The 21785-nt window shown below is 67.0% G+C and carries 21 protein-coding genes; 13 read left to right on the forward strand and 8 right to left on the reverse strand.

Annotation, left to right across the window (positions count from 1 at the left end; translation table 11 throughout):
- Positions 1-7 precede the first annotated feature (7 nt).
- Entirely contained in the window at positions 8-922 is a 915-nt protein-coding gene (hemC, locus tag AC16HO_RS13750; RefSeq protein ID WP_395644172.1) for a hydroxymethylbilane synthase, read from the forward strand.
- 30 nt (positions 923-952) lie between these two features.
- Here the strand turns inward: hemC and AC16HO_RS13755 are convergent, their stop codons facing one another.
- The gene (locus AC16HO_RS13755; protein ID WP_395644171.1) at positions 953-1855 is read right to left on the reverse strand and encodes an endonuclease/exonuclease/phosphatase family protein; all 903 of its coding nucleotides are present in this window, start codon (positions 1853-1855) and stop codon (positions 953-955) included.
- Between the two features lie 19 nt (positions 1856-1874).
- Between AC16HO_RS13755 and cutA the strand changes: the two genes are divergently transcribed.
- Positions 1875-2201: a divalent-cation tolerance protein CutA gene (gene cutA / locus AC16HO_RS13760; protein WP_395644170.1), complete on the forward strand. Its 327-nt coding sequence runs from the start codon at positions 1875-1877 to the stop codon at positions 2199-2201.
- 287 nt (positions 2202-2488) lie between these two features.
- Here cutA and AC16HO_RS13765 read toward each other — a convergent pair whose 3' ends face one another.
- The 3 genes from AC16HO_RS13765 to AC16HO_RS13775 are packed head-to-tail and all read right to left on the reverse strand — an operon-like array spanning position 2489 to position 3991.
- Positions 2489-3370 carry a hypothetical protein gene (locus AC16HO_RS13765; protein ID WP_395644169.1) on the reverse strand — a complete coding sequence of 294 codons (882 nt, stop codon included), beginning with the start codon at positions 3368-3370 and terminating at the stop codon, positions 2489-2491.
- A complete protein-coding gene (locus AC16HO_RS13770) occupies positions 3351-3692 on the reverse strand; it encodes a hypothetical protein (protein ID WP_484335556.1) in 342 nt (113 codons plus the stop codon). Before AC16HO_RS13770 ends, AC16HO_RS13765 begins: the two co-directional genes overlap by 20 nt.
- Positions 3689-3991 (reverse strand): hypothetical protein, encoded by a 303-nt coding sequence (locus AC16HO_RS13775; protein WP_395644167.1) that lies wholly within the window; start codon positions 3989-3991, stop codon positions 3689-3691. Before AC16HO_RS13775 ends, AC16HO_RS13770 begins: the two co-directional genes overlap by 4 nt.
- Between AC16HO_RS13775 and AC16HO_RS13780 the strand changes: the two genes are divergently transcribed.
- Both AC16HO_RS13780 and AC16HO_RS13785 read left to right on the forward strand, forming a co-directional pair.
- Positions 3990-4427 carry a universal stress protein gene (locus AC16HO_RS13780; RefSeq protein WP_395644166.1) on the forward strand — a complete coding sequence of 146 codons (438 nt, stop codon included), beginning with the start codon at positions 3990-3992 and terminating at the stop codon, positions 4425-4427. The genes AC16HO_RS13775 and AC16HO_RS13780 overlap by 2 nt on opposite strands.
- Before the next feature lie 23 nt (positions 4428-4450).
- The gene (locus AC16HO_RS13785; RefSeq protein ID WP_395644165.1) at positions 4451-5425 is read left to right on the forward strand and encodes a glycyl radical enzyme family protein; all 975 of its coding nucleotides are present in this window, start codon (positions 4451-4453) and stop codon (positions 5423-5425) included.
- A gap of 72 nt (positions 5426-5497) precedes the next feature.
- Here the strand turns inward: AC16HO_RS13785 and AC16HO_RS13790 are convergent, their stop codons facing one another.
- Positions 5498-6070: a GNAT family N-acetyltransferase gene (locus AC16HO_RS13790; protein ID WP_395644164.1), complete on the reverse strand. Its 573-nt coding sequence runs from the start codon at positions 6068-6070 to the stop codon at positions 5498-5500.
- Between the two features lie 27 nt (positions 6071-6097).
- Between AC16HO_RS13790 and AC16HO_RS13795 the strand changes: the two genes are divergently transcribed.
- Together AC16HO_RS13795 and AC16HO_RS13800 are read left to right on the forward strand one after the other, a co-directional pair.
- Entirely contained in the window at positions 6098-6367 is a 270-nt protein-coding gene (locus AC16HO_RS13795) for a hypothetical protein (protein ID WP_395644163.1), read from the forward strand.
- 16 nt (positions 6368-6383) lie between these two features.
- A complete protein-coding gene (locus tag AC16HO_RS13800) occupies positions 6384-6572 on the forward strand; it encodes a hypothetical protein (protein WP_395644162.1) in 189 nt (62 codons plus the stop codon).
- Positions 6573-6582: 10 nt separating this feature from the next.
- Here AC16HO_RS13800 and AC16HO_RS13805 read toward each other — a convergent pair whose 3' ends face one another.
- The 3 genes from AC16HO_RS13805 to AC16HO_RS13815 all read right to left on the reverse strand — a co-directional run bounded on the left by AC16HO_RS13805 (position 6583) and on the right by AC16HO_RS13815 (position 11331).
- A complete protein-coding gene (locus AC16HO_RS13805; protein ID WP_395644161.1) occupies positions 6583-7416 on the reverse strand; it encodes a universal stress protein in 834 nt (277 codons plus the stop codon).
- Positions 7417-7507: 91 nt separating this feature from the next.
- Positions 7508-9955, reverse strand: coding sequence for a phosphoketolase family protein (locus tag AC16HO_RS13810; RefSeq protein ID WP_395644160.1), 2448 nt, complete (start codon positions 9953-9955; stop codon positions 7508-7510).
- A gap of 8 nt (positions 9956-9963) precedes the next feature.
- Positions 9964-11331, reverse strand: a complete 1368-nt coding sequence (locus AC16HO_RS13815; protein WP_484335557.1) for an MBL fold metallo-hydrolase RNA specificity domain-containing protein — start codon at positions 11329-11331, stop codon at positions 9964-9966.
- A gap of 213 nt (positions 11332-11544) precedes the next feature.
- On the opposite strand from AC16HO_RS13815, the gene AC16HO_RS13820 reads away from it, so the two are divergent.
- Genes AC16HO_RS13820 through AC16HO_RS13850 form a run of 7 tightly spaced genes read left to right on the forward strand, consistent with a single transcriptional unit; the run spans position 11545 to position 21653 of the window.
- Positions 11545-13296: a PHA/PHB synthase family protein gene (locus AC16HO_RS13820; protein WP_395644159.1), complete on the forward strand. Its 1752-nt coding sequence runs from the start codon at positions 11545-11547 to the stop codon at positions 13294-13296.
- Position 13297: 1 nt separating this feature from the next.
- Positions 13298-14077, forward strand: a complete 780-nt coding sequence (gene fabI, locus AC16HO_RS13825) for an enoyl-ACP reductase FabI (RefSeq protein WP_395644158.1) — start codon at positions 13298-13300, stop codon at positions 14075-14077.
- Between the two features lie 12 nt (positions 14078-14089).
- The gene (locus AC16HO_RS13830) at positions 14090-15166 is read left to right on the forward strand and encodes an HlyD family secretion protein (protein ID WP_395644157.1); all 1077 of its coding nucleotides are present in this window, start codon (positions 14090-14092) and stop codon (positions 15164-15166) included.
- Between the two features lie 3 nt (positions 15167-15169).
- The gene (rbbA, locus tag AC16HO_RS13835; RefSeq protein WP_395644156.1) at positions 15170-17908 is read left to right on the forward strand and encodes a ribosome-associated ATPase/putative transporter RbbA; all 2739 of its coding nucleotides are present in this window, start codon (positions 15170-15172) and stop codon (positions 17906-17908) included.
- A complete protein-coding gene (locus AC16HO_RS13840) occupies positions 17908-19032 on the forward strand; it encodes an ABC transporter permease (RefSeq protein ID WP_395644155.1) in 1125 nt (374 codons plus the stop codon). Before rbbA ends, AC16HO_RS13840 begins: the two co-directional genes overlap by 1 nt.
- 18 nt (positions 19033-19050) lie before the next feature.
- Positions 19051-20475: a bifunctional enoyl-CoA hydratase/phosphate acetyltransferase gene (locus AC16HO_RS13845; RefSeq protein WP_395644154.1), complete on the forward strand. Its 1425-nt coding sequence runs from the start codon at positions 19051-19053 to the stop codon at positions 20473-20475.
- Positions 20472-21653, forward strand: coding sequence for an acetate/propionate family kinase (locus tag AC16HO_RS13850; protein ID WP_395644153.1), 1182 nt, complete (start codon positions 20472-20474; stop codon positions 21651-21653). Before AC16HO_RS13845 ends, AC16HO_RS13850 begins: the two co-directional genes overlap by 4 nt.
- The last annotated feature ends 132 nt before the right edge of the window (positions 21654-21785 follow it).

Raw genomic sequence — 21785 nt, forward strand, 5'->3', positions numbered from 1 at the left:
TGTGCCGATGAATGTCATTCGAATCGCCACGCGCCAGAGCGCGCTTGCCCTGTGGCAGGCCGAGCACGTCGCCGCACGCCTGCGTACCGCGCATCCCGGCCTGACCGTCGAGCTGCTGCCGATGACCACGCGCGGCGACCGCATCCTCGACCGGCCGCTCGCGCAGATCGGCGGCAAAGGCCTGTTTCTCAAGGAACTCGAAGTCGCCCTCGCCGAACGCCGCGCCGACATCGCCGTGCATTCGTACAAGGACATGCCGATGGAGCTCGACGCCGGCTTCGAGGTCGGCGCCGTGCTCGAACGCGCCGATGCCGCAGACGGCTTCGTCAGCGGCGAATATCCGCACCTCGACGAACTGCCCTGCGGCGCGCGCGTCGGCACCTCCTCGCTGCGCCGGCAGGCGCAACTGCGCGCGCTGCGTCCGGACCTCGAGCTCGTCGACCTGCGTGGCAACGTCAACACCCGCCTGGCCAAGCTCGATGCCGGCGACTACGCCGCGATCGTGCTCGCCTGCGCGGGGCTGGACCGGCTCGGCCTCGCCGCGCGCATCCGCAGCCGTCTGGCCGCGCCGGACTGGCTGCCGGCTGCGGCGCAAGGCGCGATCGCCGTGGAATTGCGCGCCGGCGATGCACGCACCGCGGCGCTGATCGCGCCGCTGCACGACGCAGCGACGGCGCGCTGCACCAGCGCCGAGCGCGCGATGACGCGCCGCCTGCAGGGCAATTGCGAAGTGCCGATCGCGGCTTGGTGCACCGAAACCGAACACGGCCTGCAACTGCACGGCCTCGTCGGCGATGCGGCGACGGGACGATTGATCCGCGCCACGGCGCTGTCCGCATTCGACGCCGGGCCGGAAACACTGGGTCGCGACGTCGCCGAAGAACTGCTCGCGCTCGGTGCCGGCGCCTTGCTCAAGGCGTGATCCGGAATTCGCAACAAGCCCGCGACGCGGCTACGGCAGGCGGATCCGTGCGACGACCGGCAGATGATCGGAGGGGAAACGCGCTTCGACCGAATCGGTCAGCGTCGCGTACTTGAGCACGTCGATGCCGCGGCCGACGAAGATGTAATCGATGCGCTCGGGCAGCGCCGAGTCGAGCTTGAAGTCCTCGAACGTGCCCTGCGGGCCGTAGGCCGGCTCGGCGCTGACTTCGCGCGCATCGCGCAATGCCGTTTTCATCGTCCTGACCTGCTCGGTGTCCGGCGTGGAATTGAAATCGCCGGTGCAGATCACCGTGGCGTCGCCTGCGATCTCGTGCATCTTGCGCAGCATCAGTTTCGCCGACTCGCGCCGCGCGACTTCGCCCTGATGGTCGAAGTGCACGTTGAACACGAAGAAGCGCTTGCCGCTGATGCGATCATGGAACTTTGCCCAGCTCGCGATGCGGTTGCAGCACTTCGCATCCCAGCCTTTCGAGGGCCTGTCCGGCGTCTCGCTGAGCCAGTAGTCGCCGTGCTTCTCGACCTCGAAGCGCGCAGTGCGATAGTAGATCGCCGAATGCTCGCCCGCGTCCTTGCCGTCGTCGCGGCCGACGCCGACGTGGGCGAAACCCGGCATCGCATCGAGATCGGCGATCTGCTGCGGCAAGCCCTCCTGCGTGCCGACGATGTCGAACTCGTGATAGCGGATCAGTGCCTTGACCGCATCGACGCGGTGCGGCCACGCATTCGCTCCGTCGGAGGCCACGTTCAGCCGCAGGTTGTAGCTGGCGACGTTGATTTCCGGCGACGGCGCCGCGGCGGATGCGGCTGCTGCGACGCAAAAGCCGAGCAGGATCAGCAACGCATGCGCGGCGCCACGCGAAAACAAAGGTTGACGCAGAATTTTTCCGGCGCAGGATAGACGCATACCCATGATTGCTTCCTCATCCGACATGACCGCGATCATAGCGCTATGCACCTGCCCCGACGCGCAAACCGGCCAGCGCATCGCGACCTTGCTCGTCGAAGAGCGCCTCGCCGCCTGCGTCAACCGTCTCCCCGGCCTGATCTCGACCTACCGCTGGCAAGGCCTTCTGCATCGCGACGAAGAGCAGCTGCTGATCATCAAGACCACGCGCGAGCGTTTCGACGCGCTGCGCGAACGCATCGTCGCGCTGCACCCGTACGAATTGCCCGAGGTGATCGCGCTCGACATTGCCGCGGCGCACGCGCCGTATCTGGCATGGATCGAGGCGCAGACACGACGGGCCGGAACATAGGTTCGACAAAGCGTTCGCGGCGGCGGACGACAAAGAGCGCGGACTCTGCGCGAATGAGGCTTTTCAGCGGTGGCTGGAGGTCAGGATCGCTTGCCCCGTCGCCGAGGCTCGCCACGGCACGCACCGCCGGATTGTCCGAATTGGTTCTGGATGGACTGCCCCGAAGCAACCGACATTCCCGCGCGCCCCTCGACAATCGGGCGCTGGAAGCGAACGGCGGGACCTTCCCCGTCCGAGGCCCCGGCGCACCGGGGCCTCGGGATTTCGTTGCCGCAAGCAAGCGCCGGCTACGGAACTTGGCAACAGAACACGTTCTGCGTAACGGTCACCGCCGAACCGGTCAGATTGTTCCAGCCGCACCAGGCGCCGCCATTGATGCCAAATCCGTTGAGATACACGCTGGCGTTGCCGTTGTTGTAGCAATAGGCGGAAACCGCCGTATAGCCGCCGGGGCAGGTTGCCGTCGTATAGTGGAATGTGTTGTATCCCGCGGCGAGGCTGAATGTCTCATAGGTTCCTTGCGTGCAGGTGAGTGCGGTTGCGGAGCTGGCCGAGAAGTAGCCGAAGTAGTCGACAATGACCTGGACGGTACCGCCGCCGGTCAGGATCTCGAACCCGTAGTGAGACGAGCCGTTGAGGGCCGTCGAGATGATGCCCGCATTCGCCAGGGCACCGGCACCGAGATTGAACCAGTTCATCCAGCTGGTCGTCGATGTACTGCCCGCGGGGCGGATGGTGATGTTGCCCGCCGCCGTACTCGGAGCGACGATGGTCACGTTCGCCGCGATGGCCGGCTCGCCCGCGCCGGGCAGGGTGCACGCCGAGTCGCCGCCGTAGCTGTTGCCGAAAAGGAAGGTGTCGAACGCCCGCGCGGTCGTGCCGATCGCGCCGCCGACATTGCGCGTGTCGATGAAGCGGCATGGCGTCTTCGGCGTGAAAACCAGACTGTCGCTGGTGCTGCCCAAGCTGTCGGCCACGGCGCTGGCAGACGCGCCCCCGCCCGCAGCGGGAGCCGTCCTGCTTGCCGCCACCTGCGCCTGCGCGGCCTGCGCCTGCGCCTGATCGAGGGTCCTGGCCGAGGCGTTGATGTCGCGCAGGGCGCTGCTGGGCGTGTTGTAGAGCGCACTCAACAGGCCGATGCGCCAGGAATCACTGGCGCCTTTGGCCACTGCGTCGGCGCTGACGGTTCTGCACGATCTGATTGCCGAGACTGATGCGCGCCTGCATTTCGGCCAGTTGCGCGCTGCTGAGACGCGCTTTCGCGCCCTGCGGCGCCGCATTCGGGCTGCCGGATGCCACCGGCGCGGAAAACGCGCCTGGGCTCAGGCACAAACCAGCCGCAATGGCCAGGACGAGATGTGAGCAACGGACTTTTATGGATCTGTCTCCTTCATGAAGTAACATGGGGAAAATGCGGCATTGCTCGAATGTCGCTCCCTGGCGGCTCGCAACGCACATTTTCAGCACTCGGGTGCCGGCCATGTAGTTCAAGAAGTACGGACAATGATTACCGGTCGGGGTACCGAGGCCTCCGGGTGACTGCCGGCAGGCAGGAACGCGTCGGCCGAGCCCATTTCGCGATTCTGGCGGCAGGCGCTTGCCCGGCGACGATCCGGCGGCGCATCGAGCTTGAACCATCCCCCGCCGGCTTCGCCACCCGGACCCGCTGGACCGGCACCGCGAATCGCTTCGCCGGAATTGACGTGAATCAAAGCCTCATCGCCTGCCACGACTAAGCTTGGACCACGCGCCACGATGCTGCGCGCGGCCCGGCGAAGGTAGCGGATCATGTTCAAGCACATCCTTGTTCCGACCGACGGCTCCCGACTGTCGGAAAAGGCGGTCAAGCAGGCCGTGCGGCTTGCCGCGCAGATCGGTGCCCGCTTGACCGCGTTTCATGTGATTCCCAGGCGCCATCCGTCGGGCTCTCAAATGCAGCTGCTGCGGATGACGGCGGGTGATCCCACCCCGACCCGGCAACAGCATGCACGGCGATTCTTGCGCTATGCCGAACGCGCGGCCGCGGCGGCGAAGGTCGACTGCGCAACGAAGCAGGTGACAAGCGATCATCCGTACAAGGCGATCGTCGCCGAGGCGCAACAACACGGCTGCGATCTGATTTTGATGGCTTCGCACGGCCGACGCGGCATCGAGGGCTTCCTGCTCGGCAGCGAAACCCAGAAGGTGCTCACCCATAGCCGGGTACCGGTTCTGGTTTACCGTTGAGCGGCCGGGCATTGCAAAACGTCATGCGCCAAAGCGCGGAGAGTTACAAGGCGTCTCCTTTCCTTGCGCCGACCGCGGTCGAGGCCTGGGATACGTGGTTCCGTTGGCGGCGCGATGGCGAGCTTCGCGACGACACCATCGAAGCGACATGGCAACGCGTGGGCACGGCCGTGGCGCGTGCGGAATCCACGGAGGAGCGTACGCGGTTCGAGCACCGGCTCCTCGACGCCTTCGGCAGCTGGCGGCTGCTGCTGGATCAGCGTCTGCTGGCAACGGCCGGCACCGAAACGATGTCGTGGCCCGACGATGGTCTGGTCGCCGTACTGAATCTCGCCCGCTTCGTTGCCGCCGGCAATCCACCTGCGACGGTCGATTTCGCGGCCGTGCAGGACTGCGCCAGCCTCGCTGTGCGCGCATTGGACAATGCGATCGCGCTGCGCGGCGTCACCGGACTGCGTCAAGCAAAGACTCTGCGCATCGGCGTCATCGGCCTGGCCGATGCCCTGGCGTCACTCGGTTTCGACTACGACAGCGCCGAAGCACGCGGGTTTGCACGGTCGAGCGCGCGCGCGCTCGCGGAAGGCTGCCTTGGCGAGGCGATCGCGCTCGCCGCGGCGCGCGGGTCGGGAATGCCCTGCGATGCCGCGTGCGCTGAGAAATTGCGCCTGCGCGGCGTACCCGCCGATCTGGTCGACCTCGCCCGTCGCCACGGCTTGCGCTATCACCGACTGACATCGATCACCGCACAGCCGAAACTGGCGAAGTTCGCCAATGATGTCAGCGATGCGGTTGCCCCGCTCCACGTCGCGGGCCCCGGGAAAGCACTGGCGACCACTGTGCCGGCGCAACTCGAGTTGCGCGGCGCGATGCAGCCCTGGGTCGACGAGCCAATCGCTTGCCCCATATGCGTGAACGGCCGGCCGTCGCCGGCCAGCCATATCGATTGGTATGCGCGCGCCGTGGCGCTGGGACTGGGAGCGTTGCACTGGCAGTTCTGAATCCGTTCCCCAGCGCGAAAACGCAAGCCAGGCGCGCCGCGACCGGGTCGTCGACGACGCTGCGTGGCGCTGTCAGCCGGACGTGGCCGTATTCAAGTCGAGCCGATGCAATACCTGCGTGCTGTCGTTCGGATCGGTCTGGCGTTCAAAACCGAGAAAGTCGGCCAGCGTGTGCATGCTTTCGTTGTCGCGCGCGTCGATCGAGTACAGACGCCGGTAGCCGCGCTGGCGCGCAATCTCGATCAGATGCCGCATCAACAGCGTCGCCAGCCCCTTGCCTTGCCATTCGTCGGCCACGACGACGGCGCATTCGCAGTTGTGCTCGTCGCGGTCGGCGCAGTAGCGCGCCACGCCGATCTCGCGTTTGTGCGCACCGTCGGCGATCAACGCGACGAAGGCGGCTTCGTGCGCCGGATCCGGATGAGTGAGCCGGTCGAGCAGTGCCCGGCTGGGCGTGGCAATTTCGCCGAGAAAGCGATAGCGGCGCGACTGCGGCGACAAACGTTCGATGAATTCGCGCTCGATCGCGGTGTCGCCCGCGGCAATCGGCCGGATCAGTACACTGGTTCCGTCGCGCAGCTTCTCTTTCCATTCCGGCGCGGCGTCGTCGGGGTTGCCGGCGGAACGCAATATCGTGGCGATCATGGTCGGTATCTCCACTGGATGGGTCGGATGACGCTGTATCGCAATCTGCTCCGCACGCGCCAGGCCGGTGTTGATCCAGGTCAATTTCGATCGCGCGTCGATGCTGCGATCATGATCCAGGTCAAGACGCCTCGCGTCCGTCGGGCCATGTTGAGCATGCATGAGACGACGGTTTCCAGGCTGCGCGAGGCCATCGGCGTGATGCAATCGAGGCGCAGCGATCAAGTTCCCGGTCAGTCCAGGCTGCGCCGGGTGCGGCCGCGACCGGCCATTGTCCAGACAGCATCGGGACGCTGAACCCAGGGGCTACCACATGAATCTTTTCGATCCGATCTATCTGGTTCTCGGCATCGCACTCGGATTGCCGATGGCCATTCTCGCCCTGCTCAATTGGCTGCTGCGCAAGCGTGGCGGATTCGCGCGTGGCTGGGCCGGCGCGATTTTCCTCGGTCTTTGCCTGTGCGTGGGCATCGTCCTCATCGTGGTCAAGGCGATGAGCTAACGGCCTGCAATCAGTGGCGCATGAACAGCGGCAGCGTCGCGTACTCGAGCACATGGCGCGTCGCGCCACCGAGAAGCCACTCGGAGAACCGCGACTTGCCGTAGGCGCCCATGACCAGCAGGTCGGCCTGCGCTTCGTGCGCGGCGGCGAGCAGCGCTGCACCAGCCTCGTCGCCGCCGACTTCAAGGCGGCGCCTGACGACTTTCACGCCGTGCCGGGCGAGGTACGGTTCGATCCGCATCGGTGAGAAGCGGACCAGGTTGGCCGTCGGGTCGACGGTTTCGCCGTCGATCAGGGTAACGCGGTCCGCGCGCGCGAGCAGCGGCAGTGCCGCGTGGATGACACGCACGGATTCCGGAGAACCATTCCAGGCGACGGCGATCGATGCCAGACGCGCCTCCGACGTCGGTATCGCCGACCTCTCGGGTACGACGACGCAGGGTGCACCGCAGCTCAGCAACAGCTCGCCGACGCGCCCGACGCTGCCCCACCCGCTGTCGCCGCCGACGCCGAGCACAAGCAAGTCGTGCCAATTGCAGATTTCGGCAAGCACCGGTTTGAGCGCGCCCTCGACCACCATCCAGTCGTTTTCGGCAACGCCGCGATCGGATGCCCAACGCGTGAACCTGGCGCCATTCTGCCGGGCCGCCTCGACCTCCTCCTCGGTGAACCGGGCGATCTCGGCGACCAGCCCGATCGCGGCGTAGGTAGGCAGGTAGGTGATCGGCTCCTGCACATAGAGCGCACTGAGGCGGGCTTCGAATTGTTTTGCCAGCGCCGCCGCGTAGCACAGGCTCGGAGTAAAGGTCTGGTGGTTGCCCGCGTACGCCAGAATGTCACGCATGGCCGTTTTCTCCAGACTGCAATCGAGGATGCCATATTGCGCCGGGATGCGCCGCCCGATCTTGATCCGCGTCAAACGTGGCGGAACGGGATCATGTCTGCGGCGGCGTCATGCCGGTGATGACGCGCGGGTCGCCGACGCCCTCGATCGCGTCGATTTCGGCTTCGCCGAGCAGGTCGGCAAGATCGATGTGCAACAGGCCCGCCGCGGCACGCAGCACGTGCGCCCAACTGCAGCCGTTCGCGAACAGCATGCCTTGCATGTCCAGCGTGCCGCCGCGTCCGCGATAGCCAAGCGCGGCGACCGCACTACCGGCAAGAATGGGCTGGAGCAAGCCCAGCATCGGCTCGGGCCGCGTATGGCAGAGCAGCACCTGCGCCCGGGTCGCGGCGTACAGTTCGCCGCCGCAGCGGTCCAGGCTCGTATGCGTTTCCTCGGCCGCGGTGCGACCGCTGCGCAGGCGCGCCGGTTCGAGCAGACAGACGACGCGGTGCGGAACGTCGCGCCGGCGCAGCCGTTGCGAGGCCTTGAGCGCCTCCTGCAGTTGGCAGGCGCCGATCGCGGTGATCGCAAGCTCCGCCTCGTCGATGCGGTGACCGGCCTGGCGCATCAGTATGCCGCCGTCGGCCACGAGGCGGCGCGCATCGTCCGCGCCGAACACGGATGGCATCTCGGTTTTCGAAGTAACGATCGCGAAAATCTGGCCGTGCGTGCGATACACCTCGCGCATCGTCGCGGCCGCGCTGTTGTAGTCGACCGGAAATACCACGCGCGCGATATCGGACGACTCGCCGAACATCGCCTCGACCATGCTCGTGTCCTGGTGCGAAACTTCGTTCTTGCCGTTCTCCCAGGTGTGCGAGGTCAGCACCACCGGCACCGACAACCAGCGCGCTGGGTACCCCGCAGCCTTCGCGTGCGCGGCAAAGACGATCTCCTGGCGCAATGCCGACTGCATCTTCACCGCGAAGGCTTCGTAGGTTACGGCGATGTTGATGCCGCCCTTGTTGCCGAGGGCAGCGCAGACCACCGCCTCTTCGTTGAGCGCAGTGATGACGCCACCGTCGACCGCCTCCTGGTCGGCGAGTTCGACGTCGCAGACGCGGTGCTTGAGCAGTTCGAGCGTGCGCACCATATGGTTGGAACGGCTTTCGTCCGGATTGCCGAAGCGCGGGCGCAGGTTCGGATTCGCCCGTACTGCGGCGACAAACGCATCGTCGATCGCCTGCATCGCGGAAACCATTGGCGCCGCATTCGTCAACTCGCGCCACGCGGGGTGAATTTCGACCTGCGCGACATCGCGGTGGGCGATCGGATTGTCGCGTTCGCGCACGCGCTCCCGGTGCCTGCCGAAACAATCGACGGCCGCCGCGAGTTCCGCCGCTGGTACCCACAGACGCCGCGCCGATGCGTTGAAATGTTCCCGTGCGGTCGGCGAGAAATAGGGGTTTGCCCCCAGCGGCGTGCCGTGCGCGGCATTCGTGCCTTCGCCGTGGAATCCCGCGCCTTTGGGCGCGACCGCAATGCCATACGGCAGAGGCGCGGGATAGCGCATCGTGCCCGCATGCGCACGGTCGATGCAAAGCTGCAGGCGCTCCTCCATCACCCAGATCGCCCAGGCGAACGCGGCCGGGTCGCGACCGTCGAACACGACGGGATCGTAACCGTTGAGTTTGAGGTGCTGCGAAAGCCAGGTCGGGCCGCCTTCCTGCGAGGCCAGCGTGCGCTGGTCGATTCGGCGGCCGTTGGAGATCAGGATCGGCGTGACCATGCCGCAATCCTGCGCGCGCCACCAGCGCGGCGCCCAGTCGCCACCGCGCTGTTCCTCGAATGCGCCGTCGGAGAGGAACGCCGTCAGGCGCTCCCCGGACAGCGGCATATGCACATGGAGCAGTTCGGCGAAGCCGAGAAAGCCCCCCTCGAGGATCGCGCCGGCGGTATGGATGTTGACGTGGCTGCCGAGCGGCGATTCCGGCGAACCGTCCGCGGCGAGTCGATAGCTGTAGAAGTCCTGGGCCATGCGCGAGAGTTGCCGGTCGGACAAGCCGTATCGCTCGGCATGTGCCGGCGTCATGTTGCCGACGAGCACGTTGAGCGCATCCACCGCCGACACGCAATGCCCCTGCCCCATCAACCAGCCGCGCGTGATGCCGGTCAGCGCGTTCACGGCAAGGTAGCCCGCGTAGGCCGGCACCATGTTGAGCGAACCACCCATGTGACCCTGCGGGTTTACCTTGAAATCCGCCGCCTGCAGCGACCTGCCGTCCAGATATACATGCATGGCGTAGGTCATGTGAGCGACCAGCCACATCGCCGCGTTCGTCACTCGGTCGAGCGCACGCAGCATCCGGAAGAACGGCACACCGTCGCCGGCGACATGGCGCGCGGCCAGCGCCTGATGCATGTCGTAGACGCGCAATTGCGTCTCCGCGACGTGGCGGATTGCGCCACAGCCTTGCGCCCAGGCGGCGAATTCCTGATCGCGGGCGCGCAACGCGCGCGCATCTTCTTCGGCGGAAAACCTTTCGATGCTACGCATGTCCTGTCTCAGTCGAGTTTGCTGCTCTCGCAGTGTTCGGGAACGTGTACCTGCCAATGCAACTCGTGTTCGATATGCTGGCGCAAGGCGTCCGCGGCGACCGGCTCGCCATGGGTGACGAACGTGGTCTTCGGCGCGGCGCGGAATTGCCGCATCCAGGTCAGGCTGTCGGCGTAGTCGGCGTGCGCCGACAGCGCGGACAACGTGGCGACCTCGGCGCGCACCGCCACATCGCCGCCGTGGATGCGGATCGTTTTCGCGCCACCCAGCATCGCCGCGCCGCGCGTGCCCGCAGCCTGGTATCCGGAAAATAGGATCGTGTTGCGCGAATCCGGCGCAAACGCCTTGAGATGGTGGACAACGCGCCCGCCGGTCGCCATGCCGCTTGCGGCGATCAGGATCATCGGCCGCTGCAACGTGTTCAGATGTTTGGATTCCTCTACCGTGTTGACGTACTTCGCCACCCGGCACATCGCCTTGCATTGCGCTTCGTCGAGGCGGTGCTCCTGGTGGAACCGGTGGTAAAGCCCGGTCACGTCGACCGCCATCGGACTGTTCAGGTACACCGGCAGATCGGGTGGAATGCGCGCCGCCGCCTTGAGCCGCGCGATGCTGTGCAGCAGCGACTGCGCGCGCCCGACCGCGAACGACGGCACCACGACCACGCCGCCGCGCCGGATCGTGCGCGCGATGATCGGTTCGAGTTCGTCGCCGGGATCGATTGGCGGATGCAGGCGATCGCCATAGGTCGACTCGATCAACAGATAGTCGGCGGCATCGGGGGCGCGCGGCGCGCGCATGACCGGATCGTTCTGACGACCGAGATCGCCCGAGAACACGACGCGCCGCCGGCCATCGCTCACGCTGACGAAAGCCGAGCCGAGGATGTGTCCTGCCGGTGCGAGTTGCGCCTGCAGCCCGCCGCCGAGATCGATCGTCTGTTCGTAGCCGACCGGATGGAACTGGCGCAGCGACTTCAGCGCGTCCTCTTCGTCATACAGCGGCAGCGCCGGATTGTGTTTGGAAAATCCGTGCCGGTTCGCGTATTCGGCGTCTTCTTCCTGCAGGCGCCCGCTGTCGGGCAGCAGCAGCTTGCACAATTCGAACGTCGCCGCCGTGCAGTAGATGCGGCCGCGGAAACCACGCTTGACCAGCAGCGGCAGGTAACCGGAATGGTCCAGATGCGCGTGCGTCAGCACCACCGCGCCGATCGCCGAAGGCTCCACCGGCAGCGCCGACCAGTTGCGCAGGCGCAATTGCTTGAGCCCCTGAAACAGACCGCAGTCGACGAGCACGCGCGTGTCGCCGGCGCCGAGCAGGTACTTGGAACCGGTGACCGTGCCGGCTGCGCCGAGAAACTGGATCTGCATCCTCATCCTTGTTCGATTGGCCGCCGGATGACGGACAATTGCGGGGTTGGCAGGCGCAAGACTAGGCGCCTGCCCGGACGCCGTACTTGACGCGGATCAAGATTGCCTGCGTGAACCATACGCTATAGTCTTGACGCAATGCACAATTTCTTGACCTCGATCAAGCCAAGTTTGCATGCCGTAACCTAGTCTCACCGCTCTCCGCTCCGAATCATCACCATGCCAGCCCCAGCTGCTTTCGAATCCGCCGCACCGTTCGACACGAAGCGCCTCGACCAACGATTCCATGCCGACCTCGCGCGGATTACCGCGTCCGTTTCACCCGCTTCGTGCCTCCTCGCCTTTCTCGACTGGGCCATGCATCTGGCCGTTTCGCCGGGCAAACAGCTCGAATTGCAGCGCCTGGCACTGGGCGAAATCGTCGAATGGAACCACTGCTTGCGCGATTCCTTCGTCTCCGGCGGCTCCGGGTCGCAGCCTTGCGTCGAGCCGGCCGGGCGCGACCGTCGCTTCGATGCGCCCGAATGGCAACGCTGGCCGTTCGTCGCGCTGCAGCAAGCCTTCCGCTCGGCAGAAAAGTACTGGGCCGCCGCCGCGCGCGACGTGCGCGGCGTGTCCGAGCATCACGCCAACGTGGTCGCCTTCGCAGCCCGGCAGTGGCTCGACGTGTTCTCGCCGGGCAATTTCCTTGCCACCAATCCGCTCGTGCTGGACCGGACCGCGCGCCAAGGCGGCGCCAATCTCGTGCGCGGCGCGCTCAACGCGTTCGACGACATGCAGCGCCTCGTCTCGGGCCAGCCGCCGGCCGGCGTCGAGCATTTCGCGCCCGGGCGCGATGTCGCGGTCACGCCGGGCAAGGTCGTGCTGCGCAACCGCCTCATCGAACTGATCCAGTACTCGCCGACCACGGCCAAGGTGCGGCCCGAGCCGATCCTGATCGTGCCGGCGTGGATCATGAAGTACTACATCCTCGACCTGTCGCCGGGCAATTCGCTGATCAAGTACCTGGTCGACCAGGGGCACACCGTGTTCTGCGTCTCGTGGAAGAACCCGGGCACGGCCGAACGCAACCTCGGCATGCAGGACTATCTCGACCTCGGCCTGATGGCCGCGCTCGACGCGGTATCCGCGATCGCGCCGAAGAAGAAGATCCACGCTGCCGGCTACTGTCTCGGCGGCACCCTGCTGTCGATCGGTGCGGCGGCGATGGCGCGCGACGGCGACGACCGCCTCGCCTCGATGACCCTGCTCGCCGCGCAGACCGAGTTCAGCGAGCCTGGCGAACTCGCCCTGTTCATCGACGAGAGTCAGGTCAGCTATCTCGAAGACCAGATGGCGCAGACCGGCTATCTCACCGCGCAGCAGATGGCCGGCGCGTTCCAGATGTTACGTTCGTACGATCTGCTCTGGTCGAAGCTGGTCGGCAACTACCTGATGGGCGAGCGCGAGGCAACGAACGACCTGATGGCCTGGAACGCCGACGCGACACGGATGCCGGCGCGCATGCATTCGGAATACCTGCGCCGGCTGTTCCTCGACGACGACCTCGCCGAAGGACGCTATCCGGTCGGCGGCAAGCCGGTCGCGCTGAGCGACATCCGCCTGCCCATCTTCTGCGTCGGCACGATGACCGACCACGTCGCGCCGTGGCATTCGGTCTACAAGCTGCACTACGAAACCGTCGCCGAGATCACTTTCGTGCTGACTTCGGGTGGACACAATGCCGGCATCGTCAGCGAGCCCGGTCACCCGCACCGCAGCTATTTGCTGCGCACGCGTGCCGAGGGCGCGCCCTACGAGTCGCCCGAGCAATGGCAGGCGCGGGCGGCGCACAAGGACGGCTCCTGGTGGCCCGAATGGTGCGCGTGGCTGGACGCGCGTTCGGGCGCGCCGCTCGTGCCGCCGAAGATCGGCACCAAGGGCCATGCCGCCGTCGACGACGCGCCCGGCCGCTACGTGCTGGAGAAGTGAGATGGGCGCCACGCGCATCGTCAACCTCGCCGGCAAGCGCGGTCTCATTGTCGGCATCGCCAACGAGAACAGCCTCGCCTGGGGCTGCGCGCAGCGTTGCCATGCGGCCGGCGCGCAACTCGCGGTGACCTGGCTCAACGACAAGGCGCGGCCCTTCGTCGAACCGCTCGCGAAACAAATCGACGCACCGATCGCGCTGCCTCTCGATGTCGAACAGGAAGGCCAGCTCGAAGCGGTCTTTGCCGCGATCGCACGGCAATGGGGCCGGCTCGACTTCCTGCTCCACTCGATCGCCTTCGCGCCCAAGGACGACTTGCACGGCCGTGTCGTCGACTGCTCGCGCGCCGGCTTCGCGCGCGCGATGGACGTCTCCTGTCATTCCCTGCTGCGCATGACGCGGCTGGCCGAGCCGCTGATGCGCGACGGCGGCAGCATCGTCACGTTGAGCTATCTCGGCGCCGATGAGGTGATCGCGAACTACGGCATGATGGGTCCGGTCAAGGCCGCGCTCGAATCGTCCGTGCGCTATCTCGCCGCCGAGCTCGGTCCGGCCGGCATCCGCGTCAACGCGGTGTCGCCGGGGCCGGTGGCGACGCGCGCGGCCTCCGGCATCGCGCATTTCGACGCGCTGCTCGACGAGTCCGCCCGGCGCGCACCGCTGCGCCGCCTGATCGACCTCGACGACGTCGGCGCAATCTGCGCTTTCCTGTGCAGCGATGCCGCGGGCGCGATCACCGGCGACACGCTGCTCGTCGACGCCGGACTGCACATCCTGAACTGATCGAGGACAGTCGTGAAACTCACCAACTGGAAACCCGCGCTGCGCGTCGCCGCAGCCGTCGCCACCATTGTCGTGCTCGGCGCGGCGACCTGGCTCTACCTGCGTCCGCACGGGCCGGGGCCGGGCTTCATCAGCGGCAACGGGCGCATCGAGGCGATCGAGATCAACGTTGCAGCCAAGGCTGCGGGACGCCTGCGCGAAGTACTCGTCGACGAAGGCGAATTCGTCAGCGCCGGCCAAGCGCTCGCGCGCATGGACACCGAGGTGCTCAAGGCGCAGCGTGACGAAGCGCAGGCACAGCTCGCAAATGCGCAGGCCGCGATCCAGACCGCGCAGTTCCAGGTCACTCAGCGCGAGAGCGAATACGGCGCGGCGCAAGCGACGGTCGCCGCACGCGTGGCCAACCGCGACGCCGCACAAAAGCTCTTCGAGCGCACGCGCACGATCGCCACGAAAGGGTTGCTGTCGCAACAGGCGCTCGACGATGCGCGCGCCCAAATCGACAGCGCGCGCGCATCCGTCGCGGCCGCGCAGGCGCAGGTCGCCGCAGCAAAGGCGGCGATCGAAACCACCCGCTCGCAAGTGACGAGCGCGCGTTCGAGCGCGGACGCCGCCAGCGCAACGATCGCGCGCATCGATGCGGATATAGCCGATTCGACCCTGACCTCGCCGCGCGACGGTCGCGTGCAGTACCGCGTCGCCCAGCCCGGCGAAGTGCTCGGCGCGGGCGGCAACGTGCTCAACCTCGTCGACCTCGGCGACGTCTACATGACCTTCTTCCTGCCCGAGACCGTTGCCGGCAAGATCGCCCTCGGCAGCGAAGTGCATATCGTGCTCGATGCCGCGCCGCAATACGTGGTCCCCGCCAAGGTATCGTTCGTCGCCGCAGTGGCGCAGTTCACGCCGAAAACCGTGGAGACGGCGAGCGAGCGGCAGAAGCTGATGTTCCGGGTCAAGGCGCAGATCGATCGCGCACTGCTGCGGAAGCATCTGAAACAGGTGAAGACCGGCCTGCCCGGTGTCGCCTGGATCAAGCTCGATCCGGCCGCACAATGGCCGGCGTCGCTCGCGGTCAAGGTACCGGAGTAAGGCATGCCCGCCCTTCTCGCGCCGGTCGCGAGTCTGCGCGGCGTGAGCCTGCGCTACGCGAAAACGCTCGCGCTCGACGCCGTCGACCTCGACATTCCCGCGGGACGCATGGTCGGCCTGCTCGGGCCTGACGGCGTCGGCAAGTCCAGTCTGCTGTCGTTGCTCGCCGGCGCGCGCGCGCTGCAGGAAGGCCGTCTCGACGTACTCGGCGGCGACATGGCGAGCCGGCGTCACCGCGCCGCGGTCTGCCCACGCATCGCCTACATGCCGCAAGGCCTCGGCAAGAATCTCTATCCGACGCTGTCGGTCGAGGAGAACCTGCAGTTTTTCGCACGCCTGTTCGGCCATGACGCGATCGAGCGCCGCCGCCGCATCGACGAGTTGACGCGCAGCACTGGCCTGCAACCGTTCCTCGCGCGCCCGTCGGGAAAGCTCTCCGGCGGTATGAAGCAGAAGCTCGGCCTGTGCTGCGCTCTGATCCACGACCCGGACCTGCTCGTGCTCGACGAACCGACCACCGGCGTCGACCCGCTGGCGCGCGCGCAGTTCTGGGACCTGATCGCGCGCATCCGTGCCGACCGGCCTGGCATGAGCGTCGTCGTCGCGACCGCATACATGGACGAGGCGCAGCGTTTTGACTGGCTGGTGGCGATGGACGCCGGCAAGGCGCTCGCCACGGGTACGCCGACCGAATTGCTCGCGCGCACCGCATCGCCCTCGCTCGAAGCCGCCTTCATCCGCCTGCTGCCGGAGGAGAAGCGGCGCGGCTATTCGGCGGTGGAAATTCCGCCGCTCGCATCCGGCGGCGACGACGACATCGCGATCGAGGCCCAGGGTCTGACCATGCGCTTCGGCGATTTCGTCGCGGTCGACCACGTCGACCTGCGTATCCGCCGTGGCGAGATCTTCGGCTTTCTCGGCTCCAACGGCTGCGGCAAGTCGACGACGATGAAGATGCTCACCGGCCTGCTGCCGGCCAGCGAAGGCCAGGCCCGTCTGCTCGGTAACGTGGTCGATCCACGCGACCTGGACACGCGCCGCCGCGTCGGCTACATGTCGCAGGCGTTCTCGCTCTACGCCGAACTGAGCGTGCGGCAAAACCTCGTGCTGCACGCCCGCCTGTTCCATGTGCCCGCAGCCGAGATACCCGCGCGCGTGGAGGAGATGCTCGCGCGCTTCGACCTGGGCGAGGTGGGCGACGCCCTTCCCGAATCGGTTCCGCTCGGCATGCGCCAACGCCTCTCGCTCGCGGTGGCGATGGTGCATCGACCGGTACTGCTGATCCTCGACGAGCCGACTTCGGGCGTCGACCCGATCGCGCGCGACAACTTCTGGCGCCTGCTGATCGAACTGTCGCGACGCGACCGCGTGACGATCTTCATCTCCACGCACTTCATGAACGAAGCCGAACGCTGCGACCGCATCTCGTTGATGCATGCCGGCAGAGTGCTCGCCAGCGACGCGCCGGCCGCACTCGTCGCCAGGCGCGGCGCGAAGACCCTGGAGGAAGCGTTCATCGACTATCTCGTCGAAGCCGGCGGCGGCGCAGCGCAAGCCGCGCAAGACGATACCGTGCCGGTGGCCGGCGCAACGGCCATACACCCAGCACACCAGAGCCGCTTCAGCCTGCAACGCCTGCTCACCTGCACCTGGCGCGAATCTCTCGAGCTGCGCCGCGATCCGGTGCGCGGCACGCTCGCGCTGCTCGGCTCGCTGCTGCTGATGTTCGTGATCGGCTACGGCATCAGCCTCGATGTCGAGAATCTGCGCTTCGCGGTGCTCGACCGCGATCAGTCCGCACTGAGCCGCGACTATGCGCTCAACCTCGCCGGCTCGCGCTATTTCATCGAACGCCCCGCGATCGCCGATTACGCCGACCTCGACCGGCGCATGCGCAGCGGCGAGCTGTCGCTCGCGCTCGAGATTCCGCCGGGGTTCGGTCGTGACCTGACCCATGGCCGCGACGTGCAGATCGGCGCATGGATCGACGGTGCGATGCCGACGCGTGCCGAGACCGTGCAAGGCTACGTGGCCGGGATGCACCAACTCTGGCTTGCGCAACAGGCGCGCGAACGCCTTGGCCGCAGCGCGCCGGCGAGCGCCGGGATCGAAACCCGTTTCCGCTACAACCCCGACGTGAAGAGCCTGCCGGCAATGGTCCCGGCCGTGATTCCGCTGCTCCTGCTGATGCTGCCGGCGATGCTGACCGCGCTCGCGGTGGTGCGCGAGAAGGAACTCGGCTCAATCCTCAATCTCTACGTCACGCCGACGACGCGCAGCGAATTCCTGATCGGCAAGCAATTGCCCTACATCGGTCTCGCCGTGCTCAACTTCCTGTTGATGAGTCTTGCCGCGGTGACCGTGTTCGGCGTTCCGGTCAAGGGCAGCTACGCGGCACTGCTGCTCGCCGCATTGCTCTTTGCGATCGCCGCAACCGGCATGGGCCTCGTCGCCTCAGCGCTGACGCGCAGCCAGATCGCTGCGATGTTCTTCACCATGATCGGCACGCTCATTCCGGCAACGCAGTTCGCCGGCCTGATTGACCCGGTGTCCTCGCTCGAAGGCGCCGGTCGCCTGATCGGCAGCATCCAACCGGCAACGTACATGATCACGATCAGCCGCGGCGTGTTCAACAAGGCGCTCGGTTTCGCCGATCTCGCCGGTGATTTCTGGCCGCTGCTGCTCGCACTGCCGGTCATTCTCGGTGCGGCGATCGCGCTGCTGCGCAAGCAGGAAGCCTGATGCGCCATCTCGCCAACATCTTCCGCCTCGGCGTCAAGGAACTGTGGAGCCTGTGGCGCGATCCGGTCATGCTCGTGCTGATCGCCTACACGTTCACCGTGTCGGTCTACACTGCCGCGCGCGCGATGCCGGACACGTTGCACAAGGCGCCGATCGCGATCGTCGACGAGGACGGTTCGGCGTTGTCGACACGCATCGCCTCGGCGTTCTATCCACCGCTGTTCATGGCGCCGTCGAAGATCACGACGGGCGAAATGGATGCCGGCATGGACGCGGGCCGGTACACCTTCGTGCTCGACATCCCGCCCGACTTCCAGCGCGATGTACTCGCCGGGCGCGCGCCGACGATGCAGCTCAACGTCGACGCGACGCGCATGAGCCAGGCCTTCACCGGCGGCGGCTACGTGCAGCAGATCGTGCTCGGCGAGATCAACGAATTCGTGCGGCGCCATCGCGCGACGAGCGTGCCGCAGGTCGACCTTGCCCCGCGCATGCGCTTCAATCCGACGCTCGACCATACCTGGTTCGGCGGCCTCATGCAGATCATCAACGACGTGACGATGCTGTCGATCATCCTGACCGGCGCCGCATTGATCCGCGAGCGCGAACACGGCACCGTCGAACACCTGCTCGTGATGCCGGTGACGCCGACCGAGATCATGCTCGCCAAGGTCTGGTCGATGGGCGCAGTCGTGCTCGTCGCCGCGGCGACCTCGCTGCTGCTGGTCGTGCAAGGCCTGCTGCACGTGAAGGTCGAAGGCTCGGTCGCGCTGTTCCTCGCCGGCGCCGCGCTGCATCTGTTCGCGACGACCTCGATGGGCATTTTCCTCGCCACGCTCGCGCGCAGCATGCCGCAGTTCGGCCTGCTCATGGTGCTGATCCTGCTGCCGCTGCAACTGCTGTCGGGCGGAACGACGCCACGTGAAAGCATGCCGCAGATCGTGCAGAACATCATGCTCGCCGCTCCGACCACGCACTTCGTCGAGCTCGGCCAGGCGATCCTCTATCGCGGCGCCGGCCTCGACGTGGTCTGGCAGCCGTTCCTCATCCTGCTGGTCATCGGCAGTGTGCTGTTCTTTCTTTCCCTGGCGCGATTCCGCAAGACCATCGGCCAGATGGCCTGAACCCGTATCGAGACACCCATGAACGACATCGCCTTCCAACCACCCGCCGACGATCGGCGCACGATCCGCAACCGCACGTTCGACGAGATCGCCCTCGGCGACGAGGCCGGGCTCGAGCGCACGCTCACCGCAGCCGACATCCAGTTGTTCGCGGCGCTTTCCGGCGACGTCAATCCGCAGCACATGGACCCGGCCTTCGCCGCGTCGACGCGCTTCCACGGCGTGATCGCGCACGGCATTTTCGGCGCCACGCTGATCTCGGCCCTGCTCGGCACGCGCCTGCCCGGGCCGGGTACGATCTACCTGGGCCAGACCCTGAACTTCCTCGCGCCCGTGCGCATCGGCGACACGCTCAAGGTCAGCGTCAAGGTCAGCGCGCGCGACGCGGCGAAGAAACGTCTCACCCTTGCCTGCGCCTGCGTCAACCAGGACGGCAAGATCGTGATCGACGGCGAGGCACACGTGATCGCACCGACCGAGCGCATCGAGCGGCCACGCACGGCCCTGCCCGAAGTGCACCTGATCGATGGTGCCGGCAAGACCCTGCTCGATGCGGTGCAGCCGCTTGGCGCGATCCGCGTCGCGGTGGTGCATCCCTGCGACGAGGCGAGCCTCACCGCGGCGCTCGACGCACGCCGGGCAGGGCTGATCGAACCGGTGCTCGTCGCGCCGCGCGCGAAGCTCGAAGCCGTCGCGCGGACGGCCGGACTCGATCTCGCCGGCATCGCCATCGAGGACGTGGCGCACAGCCACGCCGCCGCCGCGCGTGCGGTCGAGCTCGCCGGCGGCGACCAGGTCGAGGCACTGATGAAGGGCAGTCTCCACACCGACGAACTGATGTCCGCCATCGTCGGCCACGAATCGCCGCTGCGCACCGCGCGCCGCGTCTCGCACTGCTACCTGATGCACACGCCGGCCTACCCGCGCCCATTCATCATCACCGATGCCGCGATCAACATCGCGCCGACGCTCGAGGAGAAGGCCGACATCGTGCGCAATGCGGTCGAACTCGCGCAGACCATCGGCGTGGCCGTGCCGCGCGTCGCCATCCTCGCCGCGGTGGAGACGGTCAACCCGCGCATGCCGGCGACACTCGATGCGGCGGCGCTGTGCAAGATGGCCGACCGCGGCCAGATCGCCGGCGCCACGCTCGACGGCCCGCTCGCGTTCGACAACGCGATTTCGGCCGCCGCTGCGCACATCAAGGGTATCGAGTCCGACGTGGCCGGCCAGGCCGACGTGCTCGTCGTGCCCGACCTGGAAAGCGGCAACATGCTCGCCAAGCAACTCGAATATCTCGGCGGCGCATCGAGCGCCGGCATCGTCATGGGCGCGCGCGTGCCGGTGATCCTTACCAGCCGCGCCGATTCGCGCGAGACGCGCATCGCTTCGTGCGCGGTCGCCGTGCTGATCGCACACCGCCGCCGCAGGACCAAGCCATGAGCGATTGCATCCTCGTCCTCAACTGCGGTTCCTCGAGCATCAAGTTCGCCCTGTTCGAGGCCGATGCCGTGCCGCCACGCCAGGCGTTGTGGAAGGGCAAGGTCGAAGGCATCGGCGGCGACAACCCGACCTTGACCGAAACCGGCGTCGTCGGGCGCGGGATCGGACTGGACGCCGTGCAGCCCTATCACGCCGCGCTTGCGCAGATCCGCGAGCGCGTGCGGGCACGGCTGGGCGGCGCCCGCCTCGCCGCCGTCGCACATCGGGTCGTGCACGGCGGGGCAAAGTACTTCGCTCCGGCGCGCATCGACGCGCCGACGCTCGCGGACTTGCGCAGCTACGTCCCGCTCGCGCCGCTGCACCAGCCGTTCGCGCTCGACGCGATCGGGACGCTGCTGCAGTCGCGCCCCGACCTGCCGCAGATCGCCTGTTTCGACACGGCCTTTCACCATACCTTGCCCGAGGTCGAGCAGTTGTTGCCGCTGTCGTTCGATGCCTGGCAGCGCGGCCTGCGCCGCTACGGCTTCCACGGCCTGTCCTACGAATACCTGTCGATCGCCCTCGCCGAGCGCCATGGCCAGCGCGCGCGCGGCCGCACGATCTGTGCCCACCTCGGCAGCGGCGCGAGCCTGTGCGCGATGCGCGACCTGCGCAGCGTGGCGACGACGATGGGCTTTTCCGCGCTCGACGGATTGATGATGGGCACGCGCTGCGGCTCGCTCGACCCGGGTGCCCTGCTCTACCTGATGCAGGTCGAGAAGCTCGGCATCGACGAAGTTGCCGACCTGTTGTATCACCGTTCCGGCCTGCTCGGCATCTCCGGCGTCGCCTCCGACCCGCAGCTCCTGCTGCCGCGCGAAGCCGGCGACGAACGCGTGCGCCTCGCGCTCGCGCTGTACGTGCGCCGCATCGTGCGCGAAATCGGCGCGCTGGCCGCCGTGCTCGGCGGGCTCGACCTGCTGGTCTTCACCGCCGGCATCGGCGAACACAACGCGGTGCTGCGCGAACGCATCTGCCGCGAACTCGGCTGGCTCGGCATCGAGCTCGACACCGACGCCAACAAACACGGTGCGGCGACGATTTCGGACCCGGGCAGCCGCGTCGTCGTCGCGGTCGAACCGACCAACGAGGAATGGATCGCGGCGAAGCACGCCGCGGCATATCTCGGCCTCGGCTGATCCGCCGTGCGCGTACCGCCCGCAAGCACCCCCGCCCGGTGGCGCCCTCGCCATCGGGTATCGGCAGCGATCCGCCACTATCCAGGGTCCGCGCTCGCCTCGCTGGCATCCACGTCGCCGGCGACGCTATTG

The sequence above is a fragment of the Rudaea sp. genome, from assembly GCF_057139185.1.